Origin of the sequence: Steroidobacter sp. (assembly GCF_036406195.1) — a bacterium.
Lineage (GTDB): Bacteria > Pseudomonadota > Gammaproteobacteria > Steroidobacterales > Steroidobacteraceae > Steroidobacter.
This window is the reverse complement of the sequence record NZ_DASWVW010000062.1, coordinates 32,222-54,452: the sequence shown is the minus strand read 5'-3', so window position 1 is coordinate 54,452 and position 22,231 is coordinate 32,222. Positions and strand designations below refer to the sequence as shown.

Here is a 22,231-nt window from a genome sequence, read left to right as displayed (position 1 = left end):
CTTCTTCGGGAACTTCTCCGTAGTTTCCGCACATGCACGATGCTTAGACTGCCCGGAACAAGACCTTGGTCGACAGCTGCACAAGGAATGCACGATGTCGGAACGAAGCCGGGCTGCCAAGATCGCTGTTCCCTCGATTGTATTTGACCTGGTAACGATGTTGTGTGGCGGCGCGGTCCTTTCGATTGCGCCTTGGAACCATGCAGTGGCCGCGGAGAACACGGCTGCTCGGACGTCGGCCAACACGACACGAGAGATTGAAGCCGATGTCATCGTGGAGGGCGTGCGCCCGACCGATGCCGGACCCATGCCGGGGCTGCTGCTCAACGAGGACCAGATTCCCGGCAATGTGCAGAGCCTGGGCAAGCGGGAGATTGCGGAGTCGGGGGCGCTCAGCATCGGCGAGCTCATGAACGAGAAGATGCAGGGAGTCAGCACCAACGACTACTCCGGCAATCCGTTTCAGATGGATGTGAACTACCGCGGCTTCACGGCGAGTCCGCAGGTGGGTACGCCGCAGGGGCTTTCGGTGTTCTTCGATGGCATTCGCGTCAACGAGCCGTTCGGCGACGTGGTGAACTGGGATCTGATTCCGCTGAACGCCATCGAGCGCTTCGATGTCTTCCCGGGCTCCAATCCACTTTTTGGTCTCAATACGCTGGGTGGCGCGCTGTCGGTGCGCACGCGCAGCGGGTTCTCTTCGCAGGGCGTTGAAGCCAGCGGCCTGGCGGGCTCCTTCGGCCGCCGGCAAGGGCAGTTCACGTTGGGTGCGAACAATGGCGTGGTCGGTGCCTTCGCGGCGCTGAACTACTTCGAGGAAGACGGCTGGCGCGACAACTCGCCCTCGGAGGTGCGGCAGTTCTTCGGCAGGGCGGACTGGCGAGGTCGGCTCGGCGTGATTACCGTCACGGCGCTGCTCGCCGACAACGATCTCATCGGCAACGGGCTGATTCCGAGCGAGCTCTACGATGTGCGCCCGGAATCCGTCTTTACCTCTCCCGATCAGACGCGCAATGAACTGAGCCAGTTCGCGCTGAGCGGGGCCTATGACGTTTCCGAAGTCCTCAACATCACCGCGCAGGTCTATCGTCGCAGCAGCGATCGGGACGCATTGAACGGCGATGCCTATGAAGCGTTCGACGATTTCTCATTCCAGCACGATTCGATCGTCGACCTGTCACGACCCGAACGCTTTCTCGCTCGCAACGGCGCCATACAGTCGAGCCTGGTGGGGGGCGTCACACAGGGGCCCGGTGTCGTCGCAGGAACGCCGATCGGGCTCATGACGCCGAGCACGCTCAGCCAGATGACCTATGGCGGTGCCGTGCAGTCGAACTGGAACCTCCCGAATCACAAGTTCATGATCGGTGTGTCGTTCGACCGCAATGACACCGCCTACCGGATGGTTCAACGCCTGGGGCTCATCGACGCCTCGCACCAGGTGTATCTCGATCCAGCCAATATCGATCCGCAGTACTACGCTGCCGCGAACGATGTGGTCGGCAACGATTTCCACGGCACCGGCACCACACGCAGCGCCTATTTCAACGAAACCTGGTCGGTGCTGCCGAATCTGCATCTGACGCTCGCGGGGCGCTATAACCAGACCAGTGTCGACAGCGATCTGCTGGTGCGTGCGGCGATGAACGATCTGCACGAGTTGCGTAGCGGCAGCGCCATCATCGACGACCTCGTCAACAAGAAAACACGCACCCAGGAATCCTTCGACTTCAGCTCGTTCAATCCGCAGGTGGGCATCAATTGGCTGCCCATTCCCTCGCTCAATCTCTACGGAAATGTCAGTCGCGGCGCCCGAGTACCTTCCGTGGTCGAGTTGGGCTGTGCGTTCGACGACACACTCGTCGAGGTTCCCTTCGGGGTCAACATTTCGCTGGCACCGCGCAGCCTGGTCTCCCCGGGTTGCAGCCTGCCGACCACGCTGTCCGGCGATCCCTACCTGCCGCAAATCCGTTCCGAATCGGCGGAGGCGGGGGCTCGCGGCACTTTGGGTCGTCGATGGCAGTGGAATGCGAGCGTGTTTCGTACCGATCTGAGTGACGACATCTATTTCGTCGGCGTCGGCGGTGGCAAGAGCTACTTCGATACCGTGGGCAAGACCCGTCGCCAGGGATTCGAAGTAGGCGTGGCGGGAGCCGTGGGAATGCTCGACCTGCGGCTTGCATACTCCTACACGGAAGCGACGTTTCAGACCACGTTCTACACCGTGAGTCCGCACAACAGCACCGCGGACTTCAACATGAACTCGCAGTCCTCGACCAATCTTCTGGATCTCGGTGAGTTTCAATCATTGCCTTCGCCCACTGCGAATGCCAACGGCGGGCGCGGCACTTATCACATGATCCGCATCGACCCGGGTGCGCGACTGCCCGGTATCCCGGAGCACAACTACAACGCCACGCTCACGTTGAATCTCACGCCGGTGTGGAAGATCGGGCTCGATGCCACCGCGCATTCCTCCTCGTTCGTGAGAGGGAACGAGAACAACCTGCATGCGCCCGTGGGTACGGATCAAGAGACCGGGCTGTATTTCTGCAGGCTCGGCGGCGGCTGCGCCAACACCGGTCTGGAGCAAACATTCGTGCGGCGCGGCCGGCCGTTTACCAACGAGGGACGGACCGATGGCTCTATCGTGGTCGATCTGAACACGAGCTATCGCTTCGGCGACAGCCTGACGGTCTTCGCGAGGGTCAGCAATCTGCTCGACGAGGACTATTTCAGCGCCGGCCGGCTGGGCGTGAATCCGTTCTCGCCCTCGGTCAATGGCGCCATCGGCCCGAGCGGCTGGAACTACAACTCGAGCGAATGGCAGAACACGACCTACATCGGGCCGGGAGCGCCGCGGGGGATCTGGGTCGGCTTCACGTATGAATCGCGATGATGGGTCGGACATCGCGTCGATAGTGTCAATGGCAGGAAGCGTGCGCTTTGCGCGATCAATCACAAGACAAGGAGAAGCAGATGAAACGACACTCGTTCCATGCAACTTTGCTTTTGTGCGCGGGGGTTCTGTTGGGAGCCGGGCAGGCGGCTTCAGCGGCCGGGTTCGAGAAGCTGTCGAAGGCCGGCGCAGAGGTACTGACCGAATGCAACCCCGCCAACTCGGCGTTGAACCATCGATGCAAGGTGTACGGCCTGCCGGGCGAGCCCGGCTATCTGCTGATCGCATCCCGTTCCGCCCCGCTGATCTATAACGACAGAGAGATCGGTCAGGTGAAGGAGCGCGTCTGGCGCAACGTCGTGAAGCCCAAGCTCTACATCTTCGGTGTGCGCGTGATCATGAACGCGAACCAATGGGATTCCAGCGGCGCTGCATTCAACGTGAACGATTTGTTTCGGCAGACCCTGCCGAATGAGAAAGTCTCGGTGGCCTATTTCCTCGACGGTGCGACCAAGGCACTGCATGCGGCGGGACGCACGGTGCAGGGCCTGAACGAATTCGAGGAAGACGAGCCCGAGCGTGACAACACGTGGGTGGACTTTCGCATCGACGCCAATGCCGCCGACCCGGATGGTGTCAGCAGCGCCCGCTCGCCCTGGTTGTTGACCAAGACGCGCGCACCCACCGGCATTGTGCTCAACACGCTCGGGCTCCGGCTGCTCAACTCCGACGTCGCCGATCCTCTCGATGCGGTTGCTTTCTTCACGACGGGCTATCAGCCGGACGGTGTGCCGCCGCCAGAGGACGACGATGACGACGACGATGATGACGACGATGATGACGACGATGATGACGACGACGAGGAAGAATAGGAAGAAGAGGAGTGACGCTACCGAGACGACTCTGGTTCGCTACATGGAGGAGACGTACCGTGAACACATCACATGCTTTGTCATATGCGCTGGTGCTCGGCGCGGTGGCTGCTTTGTTTCAGCAGGCGCCAGCACGAGCGGCCGAGTGCGCGCTGCCCGATACAGGATCGCCGATCATCACCGTGAACCCCAAACCATTCACCGTGCCGCCGCCATCGACCTGCACCGTCGGGGGGTTGCCGGGTGAGTCCGGTGGCCTGCCCGGTTATTTCTTGAAAGCCACCCGACAGGCCAACATTACGGTGAGCGGCGTAGTCGTCGGCACTCTCTATGACCGCGTCTACTGTCTTGGCACTGCGCCCACCTGCGATTCGACCAATACATTCATTCTGGCCACGAGAGTCCGCATGGCGGCGACGCCGGTGAACTTTCCGGCTCGCAATCCCAACTGCCCGCTGTGGAGCGGCACCAGCAACGAATGTTTCGAGATCAACAATTTCTTCCGCAATATTCGTGGCACCGGCCCAGCGCTGGCGGCCTCGGTCAGCTACTGGATGGGGAGCGGCAGCCTCACCGGCACCGATCCCAACAACTCTCTGGCGGAAAAGTATCTCGAGTACACCGGCAAGACCTACAAGGGCCTGAATCAGGTCGTACCGCCGGGCGCGTCCGGCGATCGCGACAACGGCAGGGTGATGTACTGGGCGGACACCAACATCTTCGATCCGGACGGCGTCAACAGCGTCTGGTCGCCCTGGCTGTTCGTGCGTCAGAACTGTCCGTTCGGCGGCTCGGGCGATCACTACGCGGTGACCGATTTCGCCATCAAGTACTGGCAGGGCGGCGAGGAATCGCAGATTCCCACCAACATCCAGGCACAAGCATACGCATGCAAGACGATGTAGCAGGTTGAGGCGGGCGGGCGCCCTCGCTTACACGCTCCCCGAAGCGTTTCTGGCGCCCGCCCATTTTCTGAAGTATCTACAGCGAGGAAGGCCAGGAAGTGGACCCGCGAAAGCGAACATGGATCGTGGTCGTGTTGCTGGGAACGGCAGTGGCCATTGGCTATGCCGTGATGAAGCAGGGCGACGATGGCGAACAGCGCTCAATGGTGTCGGCGACTGTCGAGTTGCGCAACGAACGGATGGAGCCTGCAAATGAAGTGGCCGATGAGCAGGTCGAGGTAGCGCGGCCAGTTGTTTCCTGTCGCGGGAACCAGCTCCAGGTCGACACGAACGCCGACGTCGAATCAGTGTGTCTCGGCACGCTCACCACGAAATACAACGGCAGCGTGCGCTCGCATCAAGTCGCGACGCTGGCCACTCCGCAACGCTGGCTGCGTGTCGAGGTCGCGGGCGGCACCATTCTTTCGGCGGCCTGGGGTGGCGAGTTGCGGCCGGACTTCTATTGCCAGGGCGCCGCGTGCAAGGGCATCACGATCAGCAGGCGCGATGCTCGGGGTGCGCGCGTAATGACACTCGAACGTACGCAGTTGATGCGGGCGCCTTCGAACGAAATGTCGTCAGTGCAAGCGTCCCTGCAGTTGAGTGGACAGCTCACGATTCCTCCCGAGGAACTGCCCGAGTTCGCCTGTGCCGACCAGGGCGTGAGCATCGTGACCAGCGACAGCTCCTCTCAAACCTTCTGTCCGCTGGGAGGCGCTGGCTTCGAGCTCGCGGATGACGGCACCAAGCGTTATCGCTTCACCAGCCTGGACGGCGAATCCATCGTCGTTGCCACCGATCAAGACCAGCAGATCAGACAGGTCCAATTCGACGGCGAGGTCTCGCTCGCGTGCCGGTCATTCGGATGCGGCAGCGTGCGCATCTCCGCGGCGGATGTGGAAGGCGCGCGCCGCTTTACCTTTGCCGGCACCACGCTGATCGATGCGGACAGCGGTCAAACCAATGCCGTACTGAACGGCTCACTCATTCTGCCTCCGCTGTAAGCGGCAAGTTTGCGGGGAACGAATCACATGCTCGAGACAAGGCACGCACGGCGCTTGCGACTGGTCGCCCTGGCGTTTGTTTTGTTGATGACGGGTTGTGGTGAAGACGCGCCACCGGAGCAGGCGACGCTCGCGTCGCCCTCGCTCAACGGTATAGCCGTGTATGACGACGGCAGCTCGCCTGGCGCGGTCACTGCCAAAGGCACCGCGGGCCTGCCCCGAACCGCCAGCAACTCGAGCGGAACCAGTCGGTACACCGTAGATATATCGCAGCTCACCGGTCCCTACGCGTTGCGCTGGGCTGGCACCGACAAGAATGACCAACAGGTTTCTTTGTATTCGGTGGCCACGCAAGCGGGTGTCGCGAACGTCACGCCGCTCACGACGTTGCTGTTCGCACAGCTCATGGGGCAGGACCCGGAGGCGGCCTATGCCGCGTTCGGTGCAAGTGGCGCCGATCTGGTCAGCGACGAGAAGATCCGGGAAGCTCAAGCCAAGCTCACGGCTCATCTGAGAGATGTGCTGGGCGTGACGGTTCCAGCGGCAGAGGCGAGCTTCATTACCTCGACGTTCGATGCAGTTCCCGGCGACCCGATGTTCGAGACCATGCAGGCGGTCGAGGCCGCGCTGGTTGCCAACGGCACCACACTCGAGGCGCTCTCCCAACAAGTCGCTTCACTGGCGCGCCTGTGTATCGAGGAGAAGATTCTGATCGATGTGGGCGGGGCGCAGCGCGAGTTCTGCCCCGCGACCAAGTCTGCGGAGCGTGATGAAGAGGACGGCAGCATTATCAACTACGTGTTCACGACTCCCACGAACGATACGCTGATTGTGCGGGTTCGCGGCGATGAAGTGCTGAGTGGCGAGTATGTCGCGGCCGGTCTGGTGTACTCCTGCAGCGGCGCGGCCTGCGGCAGCATTGTCTTGGGGGCTCCGGCCAGCGATCAAACGCGGACTCTGAGCTTCGAGAGCGCTGCGTTTGGCGGTGATGCCGGCAACGCCGTGCTGAATGGAGTGCTCGGAGGAGCCATTCCGGGCGTGGAGTTGCCCGTGCTGCCGTGTGCCCACAACAAGTATTTCGTGATCCTCGACGACAACTCCGTCGTCGCGGAATGCGTCGACACCTTCGATCCCTTCAGTATCGGTGGCACGATGAGCGCATTGCGCGGCGTCACTCCGTCGCGCGCCATCTATAGATTCTCCAGTTCGAGCAGCATCGATCCCACCTTTCCGCAGCTCGAGTTGGTGATGGACGGCAACGACAGCCTCGTGAGCGTCTATTTCTACAGGTATGACCCGGAGACGTTCGTTCCGGACGTTCGCTTTGCGTGCGAGGCCGAAGCCTGCAATGGGATTACGCTCGGCTCGGTCACCGTGAACACGAGCCTTGGACCGGATTATCCCGTGCTGGTGCGCGACGTGACTTTCGCCGACACGATCCTTTCCGGAATGACGGAGAGCGGCGCGCCCACCGGTGCGGCCGCGAAGCTCAGAGCTGCTGTTACGACCGTCTACTACGTCGATCCCTACGCGCCATTCCTGCACCCGCCGCTCGAGGATTGCGATCCGACGTCCGCGACAGTATCGGTGGACGTGCATTCCGGCCCGTTCAACTTCTGCTCGGCCGAAGCCATCCGATATGCGTTCATGCTGAACGATACGGACCTGCGGCTCGAGGCCACCGAAGACCGCACGTTGGCGCCGCTCCAGGTGGACCTGCGCGGCGAGTCGGTGCTCCGCGTGTACTACAACAACGGCATGATCAATCAGTCCTTCCATTGCGAGCTGGATTGCGAAGGCGTCACGGTATCCCCGCCCGACAGTCTTGGCCGCCGTACCGTGACGTTCGACGGCACCGTGCTGCACGAGGATCAGTCATTCCCCCGGCCGGGCACGAGAACGGCGACGTTCACCGGCGGGCCCATCGTGTTTCCGCCAGTGACCCCGTGATCGCGTGCCCGCCCGGGTAGCTACCGAGCGCGCAGTTCCAGGCGCGTGCTGGCTGCGCCGCCGACCAATGCGGGCGTCGGCATCTTGCTCGAAGGCAGCCAGTGGCGGCCGAGAACCGGGCGGGCGCGGCTCACAGTAGCCAGGCGCCGACATTGCCCTCCGGCCAGCTTTCGGGTCCAATGCCGGCCCTTGCGGGTGCCATTCGGAGGCGGGTTGAAGATCACCCTCGCCATCATTGCGATGCTGCTGCTGGGCACGTGTTCTCAGCCGCCGAGCGTCATGGAACAGATATTGCGCAGCGGAGAGCTGCGCGTGGTGACTCGCAACCTGCCCAGCGCCTATTACCTGGGCGCGGACGGCCCGCAGGGGCCGGAATTCGATCTTGCCGCGCGCTTTGCCGCCGAGCTGGGCGTCAAGCTATTCATCTACTCCGTGCCCAATGTGGCCGACGCGATGCGCGAGCTGGAGTCGCGGCGCGCGCACATCGCAGCCGCCGGGCTGACGCGAGGTTTGAAGCTGCCGCCGCAAACCGGATTCGGACCGCCGTACCAGCAGGTCCGCGAGCACCTGATTTTCCGCCAGAACGATTTCCGGCCGCGGCGGCTCGATCAAACCTACAACGGACATATAGAAGTAGTGGCTGGCAGCGCGCACGCCGCGACGCTGGAACAGCTGCGGGTTCACTATGCGAATCTGAGCTGGGTAGAGAATCCCGCGGTGGAAACCGAAGAGTTGTTATATCGATTGTCCCGGCGCGAGTTCGACTACACGGTGGCGGATTCGAACGAGTTCGCCATCGGCCGCGCGTTTCATCCCGAGATCCGCATTGCGTTCGACTTGTCGGGCGGCAAGGCGCTGGCGTGGGCTGTCGATGCTCGCGATCCGACGCTGCTGAAACGTGTCACGGCGTTCTTCTCGTCGGCGCGCGCCGAGGGCCGGCTCGCGTCGATTCTCGACACGTACTATGCGGGCACGGATCGCTTCGACTACATCCAATCGCGCGTGTTCATCGAGCACATCCAGTCGCGCCTGCCGCAGTATCGCCATTGGTTCAAGGAGGCGGCCGATCAAGTCGGCGTCGACTGGCGCCTGCTCGCCGCGGTGGGCTATCAGGAATCCCATTGGGATCCGAATGCCACTTCGCACACCGGCGTGCGAGGCTTGATGATGCTTACCGAAGAAACCGCTCAGGCACTGAATGTCACGAACCGTCTCGATCCGCGCGCCAGTATCTTTGGCGGAGCGCGTTATTTCGTCTGGCTGCGCGACCAGATTCCAAAGCGAATTCTGGAACCGGATCGCACCTGGTTCACGCTGGCCGCGTACAACGTGGGTGTGGGGCATCTGGAAGACGCGCGCATCCTCACTCAGATGCACAACAAGAATCCGGATTCATGGAACGATGTGCGCGAGCATCTGCCCTTGCTCACCCAGGAGAAGTGGTATTCGCGAGTGAGACGAGGTTATGCCAGAGGCTGGGAGCCAGTGCGCTTCGTGGAGAATATCCGCGGCTACATCGACATTCTGGATTGGGTTGCAACGGATAGCGGTCCGGCCGCGCAGCGGGATTCGAATGCAGCAGCAACCACGTCGGCTACGAGTGCGGCTCCGACTACGACGTCCGCAAACGGCATGCTAACGCCGCGACGTTAGCTTGTGGTCAGCGGTTAGCGGTTAGCGGTTAGGGGATGAGGAGCCAACCTCTGCGCTTCTGTCTAACCACTAACCGCTAACCGCTGCTCTTAGCGCTTCTTCTGCGCCGATTTTTCCGCGTACGTGCGCGCCATCTCTTCGGCGAACAGCGTCGGCAGATTCTGCTCGTTGCGCTGATTGAGCACGTGATAGAACTCGGTGTACAGGTCCCAGTATTTCATCTTGTTCGCCGCGCCGAGCAGCGCGCCGCGCTTCAAGCCGCGATCGAACTTGTCCTGCAGCTCGCCCGGCTCGATGCGATTCATCACCTCGTCGATGGCGGCCTGGATGGCGCTGGAGAGTGCCAGCTGATGCGCGCGCAAATCGGCGAAGGAATCGCGAATCGCTTCCACCGGACCCAGGTAGCGGGTGTTGTTGTGGCCGTCGAACAGTTTCACCAGCGCTTCATCGACGCTCGCCGAGAACTTCAGCGGATTGTTGTCCGCCGGCTGAATGCCGGTCTGGCTGAGGCGCAAGCGGCTCTTCTGGTCGGCGCGGCCTTTGAGCACATCCATCAGGCCCAGCACGACTTCACGCGTCATCTGGCCGGCGAGTTGCAGCAGGGCATGCTGGGTTTCCAGCGGAATCGACGCGGGATCGATGCCCGCACCCCGGCAGAACGCTTCGACGCCGTTGGCCGGCTCCAGCGTGCTGCCTTCGGGGCGGCGAGCGGCCGGCTTCTCGGCCGGGCGGGCCATCGACGCCGGATTGGTCAACGCCTGCAACGACTTGCGGTCGTAGGGCTTGGTCTGCATCTGCCAGTCGTCCGGCTTGCTGCCGGGCGTAATGGTCCTTTGATCCGCTTCATCCGGATTGTCCAGCAACGACGTGAAGCCGCTGCGCGCCGGCCGGCCGGGTGCCGTGCTGTTCGGCTGGCCGGGACGGGTGGGCTGCAGGTCGATGCCCAACGCTCTATTGATATCGAACGCGCCGGTGCTCAACGCGGCCGAGGCTTGCTTGGGCGCCGGCTCGGGCGATTTCATGGCAGCATCGGTCAGCAGGTCGGTGAGATCGAGCTCCTCGCCCAGGTCGATTTCGGGCGCGGGTGAGCCACGGCGCGAGCTGACGCGCGGCGGGGCCGGCATCTGTCCGCTCGCATCGGGCGGAAAGTCCTGGCGTTCGTCGATGCTGACGAGAATTTCATAATCGCCCAGGCGCAGCCGGTCGCCGTCCTTGAGCGTGTACGGGCCCTCCACCGAGGCCGGTACGTCGGAGCCGTTTATGAAGACGCCGTTGGTACTGGTATCCTCCAGAATCCATTGGCCGGCGCGGAACTCCACCTTGCAATGGTGGCTGGAGATGTAGCGATCCGGGTCGGGGAGGATCCAGTCGTTGTCCTGAGCACGGCCGATCCTTCCGCCGGTGACGCCGAACAGGCGCGAGCTACGCTTGCCGAGCGCCTTGTAGTGATCGCTGATGATGCGGAGTTTCAGTGCCATTTCGAGGTCGAAAGACCGGAAATTAGGAGATCGCCTGACGCGCTGCGCGCGGGGATATGACATAGACGGATATGACATAGCCCGGCACGCAGCCTAGCAACCAGGCCCAGCAGCAAGATGGCAGCCAGTCACATTTTCAAAGTCGTGTTTGTCAACCAGGGCAAGGTCTACGAAATCTATGCCCGCAAGGTCAGCCATGGCTCGCTGTTCGGCTTCGTGGAAGTCGAGGAGCTGGTCTTTGGCGAGCGCTCGGCGGTGGTCGTCGACCCCACCGAGGAGAAGGTCAAGGCCGAATTCGAAGGGGTCAAGCGCACCTACCTGCCCATGCACTCGGTGCTGCGCATCGACGAGGTCCGGCAGCAGGGCGTGAGCAAGATCAGCAACTTCGAGGGGTCGAACGTCACGCCGTTCCCGATGCCGGTGTATACGCCGGGCGACAAGAAGTAGCCGCCAGATTGTGATGCCGCCCGGGGACAGATCTTGAATCTGTCCCCCTTTTGAACCGCTTTGAACCGGGGGCATTGCCCGCAGAGCGGGGCGGTTTCCTGTATGATTCGCGCCCGTTCCCCCGCTCCCGCCGCTTAGCATGCTGACACTGTCTGGCGCGCCTGCTCTTTCCGATTTCCGTACCGCTCGCCTGCTTGCCGCCCTTCGTTCGCGCGTTCCAGCCGTCGCGTCCCTGACCACGCGCTTTACGCACTTTGTTCAAGCGCAGCGGGAACTTACGGCCGAAGAACGCCGCGTCCTGGAGGCGCTGCTGACGTATGGACCGGTGCAGCCGCCCGAGCCGCCGGACGCCTCCGCCCAGCTCATTGTCGTCATTCCGCGGCCGGGCACGATTTCTCCCTGGTCGAGCAAGGCCACTGATATCGCGCAGGTGTGCGGATTGCGGGCAATCGAGCGCATCGAGCGCGGCATTGCCTACTTCGTGCGCGGCTCGTCGTCCTTGTCAGCCACAGACCTGGAGGCGATGGCACCGGCGCTCTACGATCGGATGACCGAAGCCGCGGTGTTCTCCTACGACGATGCCGCTCGCTTGTTCGAGCACGAGTCGCCGCGCCGGCTGAACACCGTGCCGTTGCTGGCGCGCGGGCGTGACGCCCTGGTTGAGGCAAACACGACGCTGGGTCTCGCGCTGTCGCCGGACGAAATCGACTACCTGGCCGAGAATTTCCAGAAGCTGGGCCGCGATCCCACCGACGTCGAGTTGATGATGTTCGCGCAGGCCAACTCCGAGCACTGCCGGCACAAGATCTTCAACGCCGACTGGGTCATCGATGGCGAGCGCCAGCCCAAGTCGCTGTTCGCCATGATCAAGAACACCTACGCGCAGAACTCGCGCGGCGTGCTCTCGGCCTATCGTGACAACGCGGCGGTGATCGAAGGCCCCGTCGGCCGGCGCTGGTTCGCCGACGTGGAGCATCACGGTTACGAATTCAAGGACGAGCCCATCGACATCCTGATGAAGGTGGAGACTCACAATCATCCGACCGCGATCTCGCCCTTTCCTGGCGCGGCTACCGGCTCGGGCGGTGAGATTCGCGACGAGGGCGCGACCGGTCGCGGCGGCAAGCCGAAGGCGGGCCTGGCGGGATTCTCGGTGTCGCACCTGAAGATTCCCGGTTTCGAACAGCCGTGGGAACAGGACTTTGGCAAGCCCGGGCGCATCGCTTCGGCGCTGGACATCATGATCGAGGGCCCGCTGGGCGCGGCCGCGTTCAACAACGAGTTCGGCCGCCCGAACATTCTCGGCTACTTCCGCACGTTCGAGCTGGAAGCCGCCAACGCTTCGGGCGGCGGGCGCGCCACGCTGCGCGGCTATCACAAGCCCATCATGATCGCCGGCGGCGTCGGCAACGTGCGTCGCATGCACGTGGAGAAGTCGGAGATTCCGCCGGGCGCGAAGATCGTCGTGCTGGGTGGCCCGGCGATGCTCATCGGTCTCGGCGGCGGCGCGGCTTCGTCCGTCGGCAGCGGTGCGAGCAGCGAAGACCTTGATTTCGCATCGGTGCAGCGAGGCAATCCCGAGATTCAGCGCCGCGCGCAGGAAGTCATCGATCAATGCTGGGCCATGGGAGAGAACAATCCCATCCTGCTGATTCACGATGTCGGCGCGGGCGGTCTGTCGAACGCGATTCCGGAATCGGTCGCGCACAGCGATGGCCGCGGCGGCCGCATCGATCTGCGCACCGTGCCTTCGGTCGAGCCCGGCATGTCTCCGGTGGAGATCTGGTGCAACGAAGCGCAAGAGCGTTACGTGCTCATTGTCGCTGCGCAGGATGTGAGGCGCTTCGCCGAGCTGTGCGAGCGCGAACGCTGTCCACACTCGGTGGTCGGCGAGATCACCGACGACGGTTGGCTGAAGGTCGCCGATCCGCTACTGAAAGATCCACCGGTGGACCTGCCGCTCAATGTCATGCTCGGCAAGCCGCCAAAGATGACGCGCGATGTGAAGCGTCTGCCGCCGTTGGGCGATGACTTCAGTGCTATTGATCTCGACGTGCGCGATGCGGCCTATCGCTTGCTGCGCTTCCCGGCTGTCGCGGACAAGACATTCCTGATCACAATCGGCGATCGCACCGTGGGCGGCTTGATCAGCCGCGATCCGATGGTGGGGCCGTGGCAGGTGCCGGTCAGCGATGTCGCGGTGACGTTGAGCGATTACACGTCGGCGACGGGTGAAGCGATGGCGATGGGCGAGCGGACGCCGCTCGCATTGTTGAATGCGCCGGCGTCCGGTCGCATGGCGGTTGCCGAAGCGGTTACGAACATTGCCGCAGCTGATATCGCAGCGCTCGATCAGGTGCGCTTGTCGGCGAACTGGATGGCGGCCTGCGGCGAGCCCGGCGAAGACGCGGATTTGTACGCGACGGTGAAGGCTGTGGGCGAGGAGTTCTGTCCGGCACTCGGGATCACCATTCCGGTCGGCAAGGACTCGCTGTCGATGAAGACCACCTGGCAGGGCGATCAGGGCGCGCGCCGGATGGTTGCGCCGTTGTCGCTGATCGTCTCGGCGTTCGCGCCAGTGCGAGATGCGCGCCGCACGTTGACGCCGCAGTTGCGTCCCGAGGTGGACAGCTCGCTGGTGTTGATCGATTTGGGCGCGGGGCGGGATCGTCTCGGCGGTTCGTGTCTCGCGCAGGTGTTCGGCAAGCTCGGCCACGAGGCGCCCGATTGCGATGATCCAAAGGCGCTGGCCAATTTCTTCGCGGCCATCGTCGAGTTGCGCGCCGCTGGGTCTTTGGTCGCCTATCACGATCGTTCGGACGGCGGCTTGTTCGTCACCTTGGCGGAGATGGCGTTTGCCGGTCACTGCGGCGTCGATGTGGACCTGGGTGCGGAAGTGCGCGACCCGGCTGCGGCGCTGTTCAGTGAAGAGTTGGGCGCAGTGCTGCAGGTACGTACCGCGGATGTGAAGTCCGTGCTTGGCGTGCTCGATCGTCATGGGCTGGCGACGATGAGTCGTGTCATCGGCAAGGTAACGAACGCCGATCGCGTGCGCGTTCGCTGTGGTGGCGATGCGTTGCTGGACGAGTCGCGCACCGACTTGCATCGTGCCTGGTCCGAGACCAGCTTCCGCATGACGCAGCTTCGCGATAATCCGCAAGGTGCGCAGGAGCAGTACGCGACGGTGACCGATCCGGAGAACCCGGGTCTGAACGTCGCGCTCAGCTTCGATCTGAATCAGGACATCGCCGCGCCGTTCATCGCCAAGGGCACGCGGCCGAAAGTCGCAATCCTGCGCGAGCAGGGCGTCAACAGTCATATCGAGATGGCCGCAGCGTTTCATCGCGCCGGCTTCTCGCCGTTCGACGTTCACATGACGGATCTCGTTGCGGGCCGCTTCGATTTGAACGACTTCCGCGGCATGGTCATCTGCGGTGGCTTTTCATACGGCGACGTGTTGGGCGCGGGCGAGGGGTGGGCGAAATCGATCCTGTTCCATTCGCAACTGCGCGATTCGTTCACCAGGTTCTTCCATCGGCCCGAGACGTTCTCGCTGGGTGTTTGCAACGGCTGTCAGATGATGGCGGCGCTGCGCGAGTTGATTCCCGGCACCGAACATTGGCCGAAGTTCGTTCGCAACCGTTCGGAGCAGTTCGAGGCTCGCTTGAGCCTGGTCGAAGTCGTGAAGTCGCCCTCGCTGTTCTTTGCCGGCATGGAAGGTTCACGCATGCCCATCGCCGTAGCGCACGGTGAGGGCTATGCGGACTTCGCGGGCCGCGGCAATATCGATGCGCTGATCGGCGCCAATCTGATGTCACTTCGCTTCGTCGACAACCATGGCAACGCGACGGAGCGTTATCCCGCCAACCCCAACGGCTCACCTCGTGGCCTGACCGGCATCACCACGCCGGATGGCCGCGTGACTCTGCTCATGCCACATCCGGAGCGCGTGTATCGCGCGCTGCAAAACTCTTGGCGTCCGGATGAGTGGCGCGAAGACAGTCCCTGGATGCGCATCTATCGCAACGCTCGCGTCTGGGTTGGCTGACACATCGCGCTTCTTTTTGGTTGACCTTGCGGTACCCGATGTCAGCGAGGGCGCTGTTGCCGTAGTTTTATCTGGGCCAGGGTCGCGCACCTGGCGTTCAGGCCTGCTACTTCCACGGATCGTTCTTTACGCCGCCCGGCGCATACTCCGGCCTCCTCGTCACATTCGGGAGGATTCACCATGGGCTTGCTAGATCAAATCGGCGGTGCGGTCGGCGGCGTGCTCGGGCAGGGTGGCAAAGGGGGCGTCAATGCGGTTCTGGTGCAGCAGTTGATCGGCATGCTGAGCAAACCAGGAGCGCTGGGCAATCTCACTGCTGCTTTCCAAGGCGCGGGCCTCGGCAATGTGCTGCAGTCCTGGCTCGGCAATGGCCAGAACCTGCCGATCTCCGGCGATCAGGTCAAACAGGTGCTGGGATCGGGAACGGTTTCCGACCTGGCGCAGAAGGCGGGCATCGGCGAGTCGGAGACATCCAATGCGCTGGCTGGCTTGTTGCCGCAGCTCATGGACAAGCTCAGTCCCGGTGGCAACTTGCCGTCGCAAGGCGAATTGGGCGGTGCGCTCTCGTCGTTAGGGAAGATGTTCGGCTGAGCGCAGGGGAATAGCGAGCGTCGCAGCTGATGCCGCCGGTCACTTCCAACTGCCGGCGGCTTGCTGAGCGGCGTTGTTCACGGGCCGCGCGATCAAACCGGATTGAGTGATTGAAACTTCGTAGCGTGCGCCGTCGGACATGGGCATGTACGCGGCGTTGCCGTACACGGCGTCGACGAAGGGCAGGCGGTTGGGGCGATCCAGCGTGATCTGCCACAAATCCAGGCCGGGATTTTCGGCGAGGGCGTAGACGGTGCGTTCGGCGGAACGCTCCTGGTCGATGTTTCTATAGCGTCCGCTGACGCGCTCCAGCCGATACTGCGAATCCAGGCCGAACAGATTGGCCCAGCCTTTCCATTTCAGGACGCGCGCGTCGAGCTGCCATTCGTCGCCCGAAAGAACGAACATCTGGATCTCGCCGTCCGGTATCTGCGTCAGCGTTGCGTTGAAGGATTGCGGTGCGCGTTGCTGAAAGACGATCTCCGCAATCGGGCGCTCGAAGGTCAGGCGAGCGTACGTGTGCAGATTCAGGGAAATGACGAACAACAACGCGGCGACGGCGAGCAACAGCGCGCCAGTCACGCCACTGCCCGCTGCTGCGAGCAGGCGCGCCCGGAACAGCCGCTGACACGCGAGTATCAGCAGCAACAGTCCGAAGAGGGCGATGATGAGAATGACGGCTTCGGAAATCACGCGCGCATCAACCTCCGATGTCAGCAACCGAACGCCGCCGTGGGAGCGCGTCGATCGCGCTCCCCGGCTCGCACCAGTGCGTGCTTACGCATCCAGCTTCTTGTACCGGATGCGATGCGGCGTGTTCGCATCCTCGCCCTTGCGCCGTTTGAAATCTTCGACGTACTCGGCGTAATTGCCTTCGAACCAGGTGACTTCCGAGTTGCCTTCGAACGCCAGGATGTGCGTGGCGATACGGTCGAGGAACCAGCGATCGTGGGAGATCACGATGGCGCAGCCCGGGAAACCCAGCAGCGCTTCCTCCAGCGCCCGCAGCGTTTCCACGTCGAGGTCGTTGGTGGGCTCGTCGAGCATCAGCACGTTGCCGCCGCTCTTGAGCACCTTCGCCAGGTGCACGCGATTGCGCTCGCCGCCCGACAGCTCGCCGATCAACTGCTGTTGCTGCGTGCCGCGGAAGTTGAAGCGGCCGACGTAGCCGCGCGAGGCGGTTTCGTAGTTGCCGACCTTGATCATGTCGAGGCCGCCGGAGATCTCCTGCCACACCGTGTTGCTGTCGGTCAGCGACTGCCGCGACTGATCCACGTAGGCCAGCTGCACCGACGGGCCAATTCGGATCTCGCCGTCATCCGGTTTTTCCTGGCCGGTGAGAATACGGAACAGCGTGGTCTTGCCGGCGCCGTTCGGGCCGATCACGCCGACGATGCCGCCGGCCGGCAGCTTGAAGCTCAGGTTGTCGAACAGCAGCCGGTCGCCGAAACCTTTCTTGAGGTTGTTGGCTTCGATCACCAGCTCGCCCAGGCGCGGGCCGGGCGGAATGTAGATTTCGTTGGTCTCGTTGCGCTTCTGGAATTCCTGCGACGCCAGCTCTTCGTAGCGCTGCATGCGGGCCTTGCTCTTGGCCTGGCGCGCCTTGGGATTGGAACGCACCCATTCCAGCTCGCGCTCCAGGGTCTTGCGCAAACCTTCCTGCTGCTTCTCTTCCACGGCCAGTCGCTTCTCCTTCTGTTCGAGCCAGGAGGAGTAGTTGCCCTGCCAGGGAATGCCGTGGCCGCGGTCCAGCTCCAGGATCCAGCCGGCGACATTGTCGAGGAAATAACGATCGTGGGTGACCGCGATCACGGTGCCCGGATACTGCTCCAGGAAGCGTTCCAGCCAGGCCACCGACTCGGCGTCCAGATGGTTGGTGGGCTCGTCGAGCAGCAGCATGTCCGGCTTCGACAGCAGCAGGCGGCACAGCGCCACGCGGCGGCGCTCGCCGCCGGAAATCTTGGTCACATCCGCGTCCCAGGGCGGCAAGCGCAGCGCATCGGCCGCCACTTCCAGCGTGCGCTCCAGCTCCCAGCCGCCGGCGGCGTCGATCGCGTCCTGCAGCTTGGCCTGTTCCTCCAGCAGCTTGTTCATTTCATCCGGATCGAGGTCCGGATCGGCGAACTTGTCGCTGACGGCGTTGAAGCGGTCGAGCAGCGACTGCACTTCGCCGACGCCTTCGAGCACGTTGCCGCGCACGTCCTTGTTGGGATCCAGCCCCGGCTCCTGCTTGAGGAAGCCGATCTTGATGCCCGGCTGCGGGCGGGCTTCGCCGTCGATCTCCTTGTCCTCGCCCGACATGATGCGCAGGAGCGTGGATTTGCCCGCGCCGTTGAGGCCGAGCACGCCGATCTTGGCGCCTGGAAAAAACGACAGGGAAATGTCTCGCAGGATGACGCGCTTGGGCGGCACCACCTTGGAGACGCGATTCATGGTGTAGATGAATTGAGCCATGGGCTGGATCGATCTCGGTAGTCGGCAAACAGGTCCGAAATGATACAGTGATCGGCCGGTAATGGCCCGCAACCGGTAATCGCCCGTAGTGCATCGGGCGGCAATCGTCCGTAAGACGTAGAGCCTTCCTCGCATGGGCCCGTCCGCGGTACGGCGGCATGGTCTCAGGCTGGCCGTCCTGTAAACGAATTTTGCTGGAGCTGTGTGATGGGGTAGTGCGCGAGATGCGTCATTCCGAGCAAGGACAAGCCACGGCGTGGCACTCGATCGAAGCTGCCGAAGTCGCGCAGGCTCTGGGTACCGACACGCACGTGGGCCTGTCCCGGCAGGCTGCCGCTGATCGATTGCAGCGGTTCGGACCAAATCGGCTGCCCTCGCAACCCCGGCGCCCCGCGTGGCTGCGCTTGCTGCTTCAGTTCCACAATGTGCTGATCTACGTGATGCTCGGCGCTGCCGGCATTACGCTTGCCATCGGGCACATCATCGATACGGCCGTGTTGCTGTCCGCCGTGATCGTCAATGCGATCATCGGCTTCATCCAGGAAGGCAAGGCGGAAACCGCGCTCGATGCCATCCGCCAGATGCTGTCGCTGCATGCGACGGTCATCCGGGACGGCGAGCGCATGGAGGTGCTGGCGGAGAATCTGGTGCCCGGCGACGTCGTCAGCGTGGCATCGGGCGACCGCATTCCGGCGGATCTCCGCATCGTCAGCGCGAAAAATCTGCGCGTGGATGAATCGCTCCTGACGGGCGAGTCGGTAACCGTCGCCAAATCGGTCTCGCCCGTACCGGCAGCCGCGGTGCTCGCCGAACGGCGGAGCATGCTCTATTCCGGCTCGCTGGTCGCGTCGGGCAGCGCCTTGGGCATCGTGGTCGGCACAGGTACCCGCACCGAGCTGGGCAGTATCGGCGCGATGATCGCCGCCGTCGTCGATATCTCCACGCCGCTGGTGCGACAGATGGAGCACTTCAGCCGCTGGCTCGCGGCCGCCATCCTCGGCATGTCCGCAATGACGTTCGTCGTCGGCGTGGTGTGGCGCGGCCACCCGATGAGCGACATGTTCGTGATGGTGGTGGCGCTGGCGGCGTCGGCAATCCCCGAAGGGCTGCCTGCCATCATGACCGTGACGCTGGCGCTCGGAGTGCAGCGAATGGCACGCAGGCAGGCCATCGTGCGCAAGCTGCCGGCAGTGGAGACACTCGGCGCCGTTACAGTCATCTGCTCCGACAAGACCGGCACGCTCACCAAGAATGAAATGACGGTGCAGCGAGCCGTGACCACGCCCGGCGTGTTCGAAGTCAGCGGCGTTGGCTATGCCCCCGCCGGGGCCGTGCATCTCGGGGAACAGGTGATGCGGGTCGATCAAGATCCCGTGCTGTTCGAAACGGCTCGCTGCGCCGCGCTGTGCAACGACGCGTCGCTGCGATTGGATCAGGACGCGTGGACCATCGCGGGCGATCCGACTGAAGGTGCGCTGCTGACGTTTGCCGTCAAAGCGGGTCTCGACTTTGCGGCCGAGCGTTCGAGCATGCCACGCACCGATGTGATTCCGTTCGAGTCCGAGCATCGCTTCATGGCAACCGTGCACCACGATCATCGTGGGCACGCCATCATCTATGTGAAGGGCGCGCCGGAAGTGGTCATGAGCAAATGCTCGCTGCAGATGGATCGTGCCGGCCCGGTGCCCATCGACGTGGATTACTGGCGTCGCCAGAGCACCGATCTGGCCGCGCGCGGGATGCGCATCCTCGCGCTCGCGTGCAAACCGTTGGAAGAGCCGCTGCGAGAGCTGAACTTCGATGACATCGAAGCGGGCTGCACGCTGCTCGCGCTGGTGGGAATGATCGATCCGCCGCGCGAGGAAGCGATCGCGGCCGTGGCAGAGTGTCACACGGCAGGCGTGCGGGTGAAAATGATTACGGGGGATCATGCCGACACGGCCAAAGCCATCGGTGCGCAACTGGGCATAGGGCGCGGCAAGGCGGCCCTCACAGGCTCGGAAGTTGAAGTGCTGGACGATGCAGCGCTTCGCGCCGCCGTCGAAGGCATCGATGTGTATGCGAGGGCCAGTCCCGAGCACAAGCTCCGGCTCGTTCAGGCGCTGCAAGCGAACGGTGCGATCGTTGCGATGACCGGCGATGGCGTCAACGACGCGCCGGCGCTCAAGCGCGCCGACATCGGCGTCGCGATGGGACGCAAGGGCACGGACGCAGCGAAGGAAGCTGCCGACATGGTGCTGGCGGACGACAACTTTGCCACCATCGGCAAAGCCATACGCGAAGGGCGCGCGGTCTACGACAACATCAAGAAGTTCATTCTGTTCATGTTGCCCACCAACGGCGGCGAAGCATTGGTGGTGATCGCCGCAATTCTCTTCGAGTTGTCGTTGCCGATGACGCCGGCGCAGATCCTCTGGATCAATATGGCGACTTCCAGCACGCTGGGACTCGCGCTGGCGTTCGAGGCGGCGGAGCGGGATGTCATGCTGCGGCCGCCGCGCGATCCACGGGAGAGCCTGCTGTCGGGGTTCTTCGTCTGGCGCATCATCATGGTGTCGACTCTGATGATGGTGGGCTCGCTCGGACTGTTCCTGCTGGAGATGCAGCGCGGTGCCTCGCTGGAAACGGCGCGTACCATGGCCGTTAGTGCTGTGGTGGTCAGCGAAATGTTCTATCTTCTGAACAGCCGCTTCATCCTTGCCTCGGTGCTGTCCCGGGAGGGGTTGTTCGGTAACCCTTACGTGCTCGCGGCGATCGGGCTCTGTGCGCTCTTGCAGCTGGCTTTTGTGTATTCGCCGCCGCTGCAGGCGGTGTTCAACTCGACCGGGCTGTCGCTGGCCGAATGCGGGCGCGTGCTGGCGGCGGGCTTGCTGGTGTTCGTCGTGGCCGAGCTGGAGAAAGTGTTGCAGCGTTGGCGCCGGCAGGGACCGCGTTGGCAGCCAGCCGAGTCGTATCGCGCGAGTGAATTGCGGGTGGAGAGTCCATGAACACGTCAATCAAGACAATCGTCAGTGCCACCGATTTCTCGATGTATGCGCATCGCGCGGCACTACGCGCCGGGCGGCTCGCCAAAGAGCACGGCGCAAGGCTGCAGCTGTTGCATGTGTTGAATGGGCCGTCGGTGAAGGCATTGCAGTCTCTCTTGCAAGCGTCGCCCCCGGTCAGCGACGTGCTGGTGGCCGAAGCAAAGCAACGCCTCGAATCGCTGGCGGAAGATGTTGCCAAGGCCGCTGACGTGACCGCGGATTGCGTGGTCGAACAAGGAGAGGTCATCGACGCGGTCCTTGCCGCGGCGGAGCAGGCCGATCTGCTGGTGCTGGGGCCACGCGGTCTGAACCCCGCCAAGGACTTTCTGCTGGGGGCGACCGCGGAGCGCATCTCTCGTCGTGCGCGATGTCCGCTGCTGGTATCGAAGCAGGAGGCCGCGATCAGCTACGAGAGCGTGCTCGTGCCGGTGGACTTTTCCGAAGATTCCTTGCGGGCGTTGCGCTTTGCCCGAGCATTGGCGCCGCGCGCGACCTTGCACGCATTTCATGCTTATGACAGTCCGTTCGAGGGCCGCCTGCAGAGCGCCGGTGTCTCGCAGGAAGCCATGGAGAGTTACCGTCAGAGCGTGGCGGTCGAGGCCGAAGCGGCAATGCGGGAGTTCCTGGCGCGCGCGGCCGATGTGAAGGACGTTCGATCGTCGGTGGAGCTCGGCGATGCGCGGATCGCCCTGTGCAGACGTGCCACCGAATTGCAGAGCAACCTGATCGTCATGGGCAAGCAGGGCCGGTCGTGGTTCTCCGAGTTCCTGCTGGGCAGCGTGACGCGGCGGACGATCGAGCTAGCGCCCTGCGACGTGCTGGTGGTGCCGACGCCGCGCGTGCGCTGAGCCCGCATCGAGTATTT

General features: G+C 63.2%; 14 protein-coding genes. 11 read left to right on the top strand and 3 right to left on the bottom strand.

Annotated elements, in window-relative coordinates; translation table 11 throughout:
* Window positions 1-94 precede the first annotated feature (94 nt).
* The 6 genes from VGE08_RS26140 to mltF all read left to right on the top strand — a co-directional run bounded on the left by VGE08_RS26140 (window position 95) and on the right by mltF (window position 9,322).
* Window positions 95-2,899 (top strand): TonB-dependent receptor, encoded by a 2,805-nt coding sequence (locus VGE08_RS26140; protein ID WP_331070885.1) that lies wholly within the window; start codon window positions 95-97, stop codon window positions 2,897-2,899.
* An 80-nt stretch (window positions 2,900-2,979) separates the two neighbouring features.
* On the top strand, window positions 2,980-3,771 hold the full coding sequence (locus VGE08_RS26135; protein WP_331070884.1) for a hypothetical protein: 792 nt from the start codon (window positions 2,980-2,982) through the stop codon (window positions 3,769-3,771).
* Window positions 3,772-3,830: 59 nt separating this feature from the next.
* Window positions 3,831-4,676 (top strand): hypothetical protein, encoded by an 846-nt coding sequence (locus VGE08_RS26130; protein ID WP_331070883.1) that lies wholly within the window; start codon window positions 3,831-3,833, stop codon window positions 4,674-4,676.
* Window positions 4,677-4,774: 98 nt separating this feature from the next.
* Complete coding sequence (locus tag VGE08_RS26125) at window positions 4,775-5,719, top strand: hypothetical protein (protein ID WP_331070882.1); 945 nt, start codon at window positions 4,775-4,777, stop codon at window positions 5,717-5,719.
* A gap of 27 nt (window positions 5,720-5,746) precedes the next feature.
* A complete protein-coding gene (locus VGE08_RS26120; RefSeq protein ID WP_331070881.1) occupies window positions 5,747-7,669 on the top strand; it encodes a hypothetical protein in 1,923 nt (640 codons plus the stop codon).
* A 213-nt stretch (window positions 7,670-7,882) separates the two neighbouring features.
* On the top strand, window positions 7,883-9,322 hold the full coding sequence (mltF, locus tag VGE08_RS26115) for a membrane-bound lytic murein transglycosylase MltF (RefSeq protein WP_331070880.1): 1,440 nt from the start codon (window positions 7,883-7,885) through the stop codon (window positions 9,320-9,322).
* Window positions 9,323-9,411: 89 nt separating this feature from the next.
* Here the strand turns inward: mltF and tagH are convergent, their stop codons facing one another.
* Window positions 9,412-10,800 (bottom strand): type VI secretion system-associated FHA domain protein TagH, encoded by a 1,389-nt coding sequence (gene tagH / locus VGE08_RS26110; RefSeq protein WP_331070879.1) that lies wholly within the window; start codon window positions 10,798-10,800, stop codon window positions 9,412-9,414.
* Window positions 10,801-10,917: 117 nt separating this feature from the next.
* On the opposite strand from tagH, the gene VGE08_RS26105 reads away from it, so the two are divergent.
* From VGE08_RS26105 to VGE08_RS26095, 3 genes are all read left to right on the top strand, one after another.
* The gene (locus VGE08_RS26105; protein ID WP_129642909.1) at window positions 10,918-11,247 is read left to right on the top strand and encodes a DUF1820 family protein; all 330 of its coding nucleotides are present in this window, start codon (window positions 10,918-10,920) and stop codon (window positions 11,245-11,247) included.
* 139 nt (window positions 11,248-11,386) lie between these two features.
* Window positions 11,387-15,295 carry a phosphoribosylformylglycinamidine synthase gene (gene purL / locus VGE08_RS26100; protein ID WP_331070878.1) on the top strand — a complete coding sequence of 1,303 codons (3,909 nt, stop codon included), beginning with the start codon at window positions 11,387-11,389 and terminating at the stop codon, window positions 15,293-15,295.
* 69 nt (window positions 15,296-15,364) lie between these two features.
* On the top strand, window positions 15,365-15,886 hold the full coding sequence (locus tag VGE08_RS26095) for a YidB family protein (RefSeq protein ID WP_331070901.1): 522 nt from the start codon (window positions 15,365-15,367) through the stop codon (window positions 15,884-15,886).
* A gap of 39 nt (window positions 15,887-15,925) precedes the next feature.
* On the opposite strand, the gene VGE08_RS26090 is transcribed toward VGE08_RS26095, so the two are convergent.
* Together VGE08_RS26090 and ettA are read right to left on the bottom strand one after the other, a co-directional pair.
* Window positions 15,926-16,579, bottom strand: coding sequence for a hypothetical protein (locus tag VGE08_RS26090; RefSeq protein WP_331070877.1), 654 nt, complete (start codon window positions 16,577-16,579; stop codon window positions 15,926-15,928).
* Between the two features lie 84 nt (window positions 16,580-16,663).
* Window positions 16,664-18,340: an energy-dependent translational throttle protein EttA gene (ettA, locus tag VGE08_RS26085; RefSeq protein ID WP_331070876.1), complete on the bottom strand. Its 1,677-nt coding sequence runs from the start codon at window positions 18,338-18,340 to the stop codon at window positions 16,664-16,666.
* A gap of 224 nt (window positions 18,341-18,564) precedes the next feature.
* Here ettA and VGE08_RS26080 point away from each other — a divergent pair, with 224 nt between their 5' ends.
* Both VGE08_RS26080 and VGE08_RS26075 read left to right on the top strand, forming a co-directional pair.
* A complete protein-coding gene (locus VGE08_RS26080) occupies window positions 18,565-21,327 on the top strand; it encodes a cation-transporting P-type ATPase (RefSeq protein ID WP_331070875.1) in 2,763 nt (920 codons plus the stop codon).
* Window positions 21,324-22,214: a universal stress protein gene (locus VGE08_RS26075; RefSeq protein ID WP_331070874.1), complete on the top strand. Its 891-nt coding sequence runs from the start codon at window positions 21,324-21,326 to the stop codon at window positions 22,212-22,214. The genes VGE08_RS26080 and VGE08_RS26075 overlap by 4 nt, the downstream gene beginning before the upstream one ends.
* Window positions 22,215-22,231 lie beyond the last annotated feature (17 nt).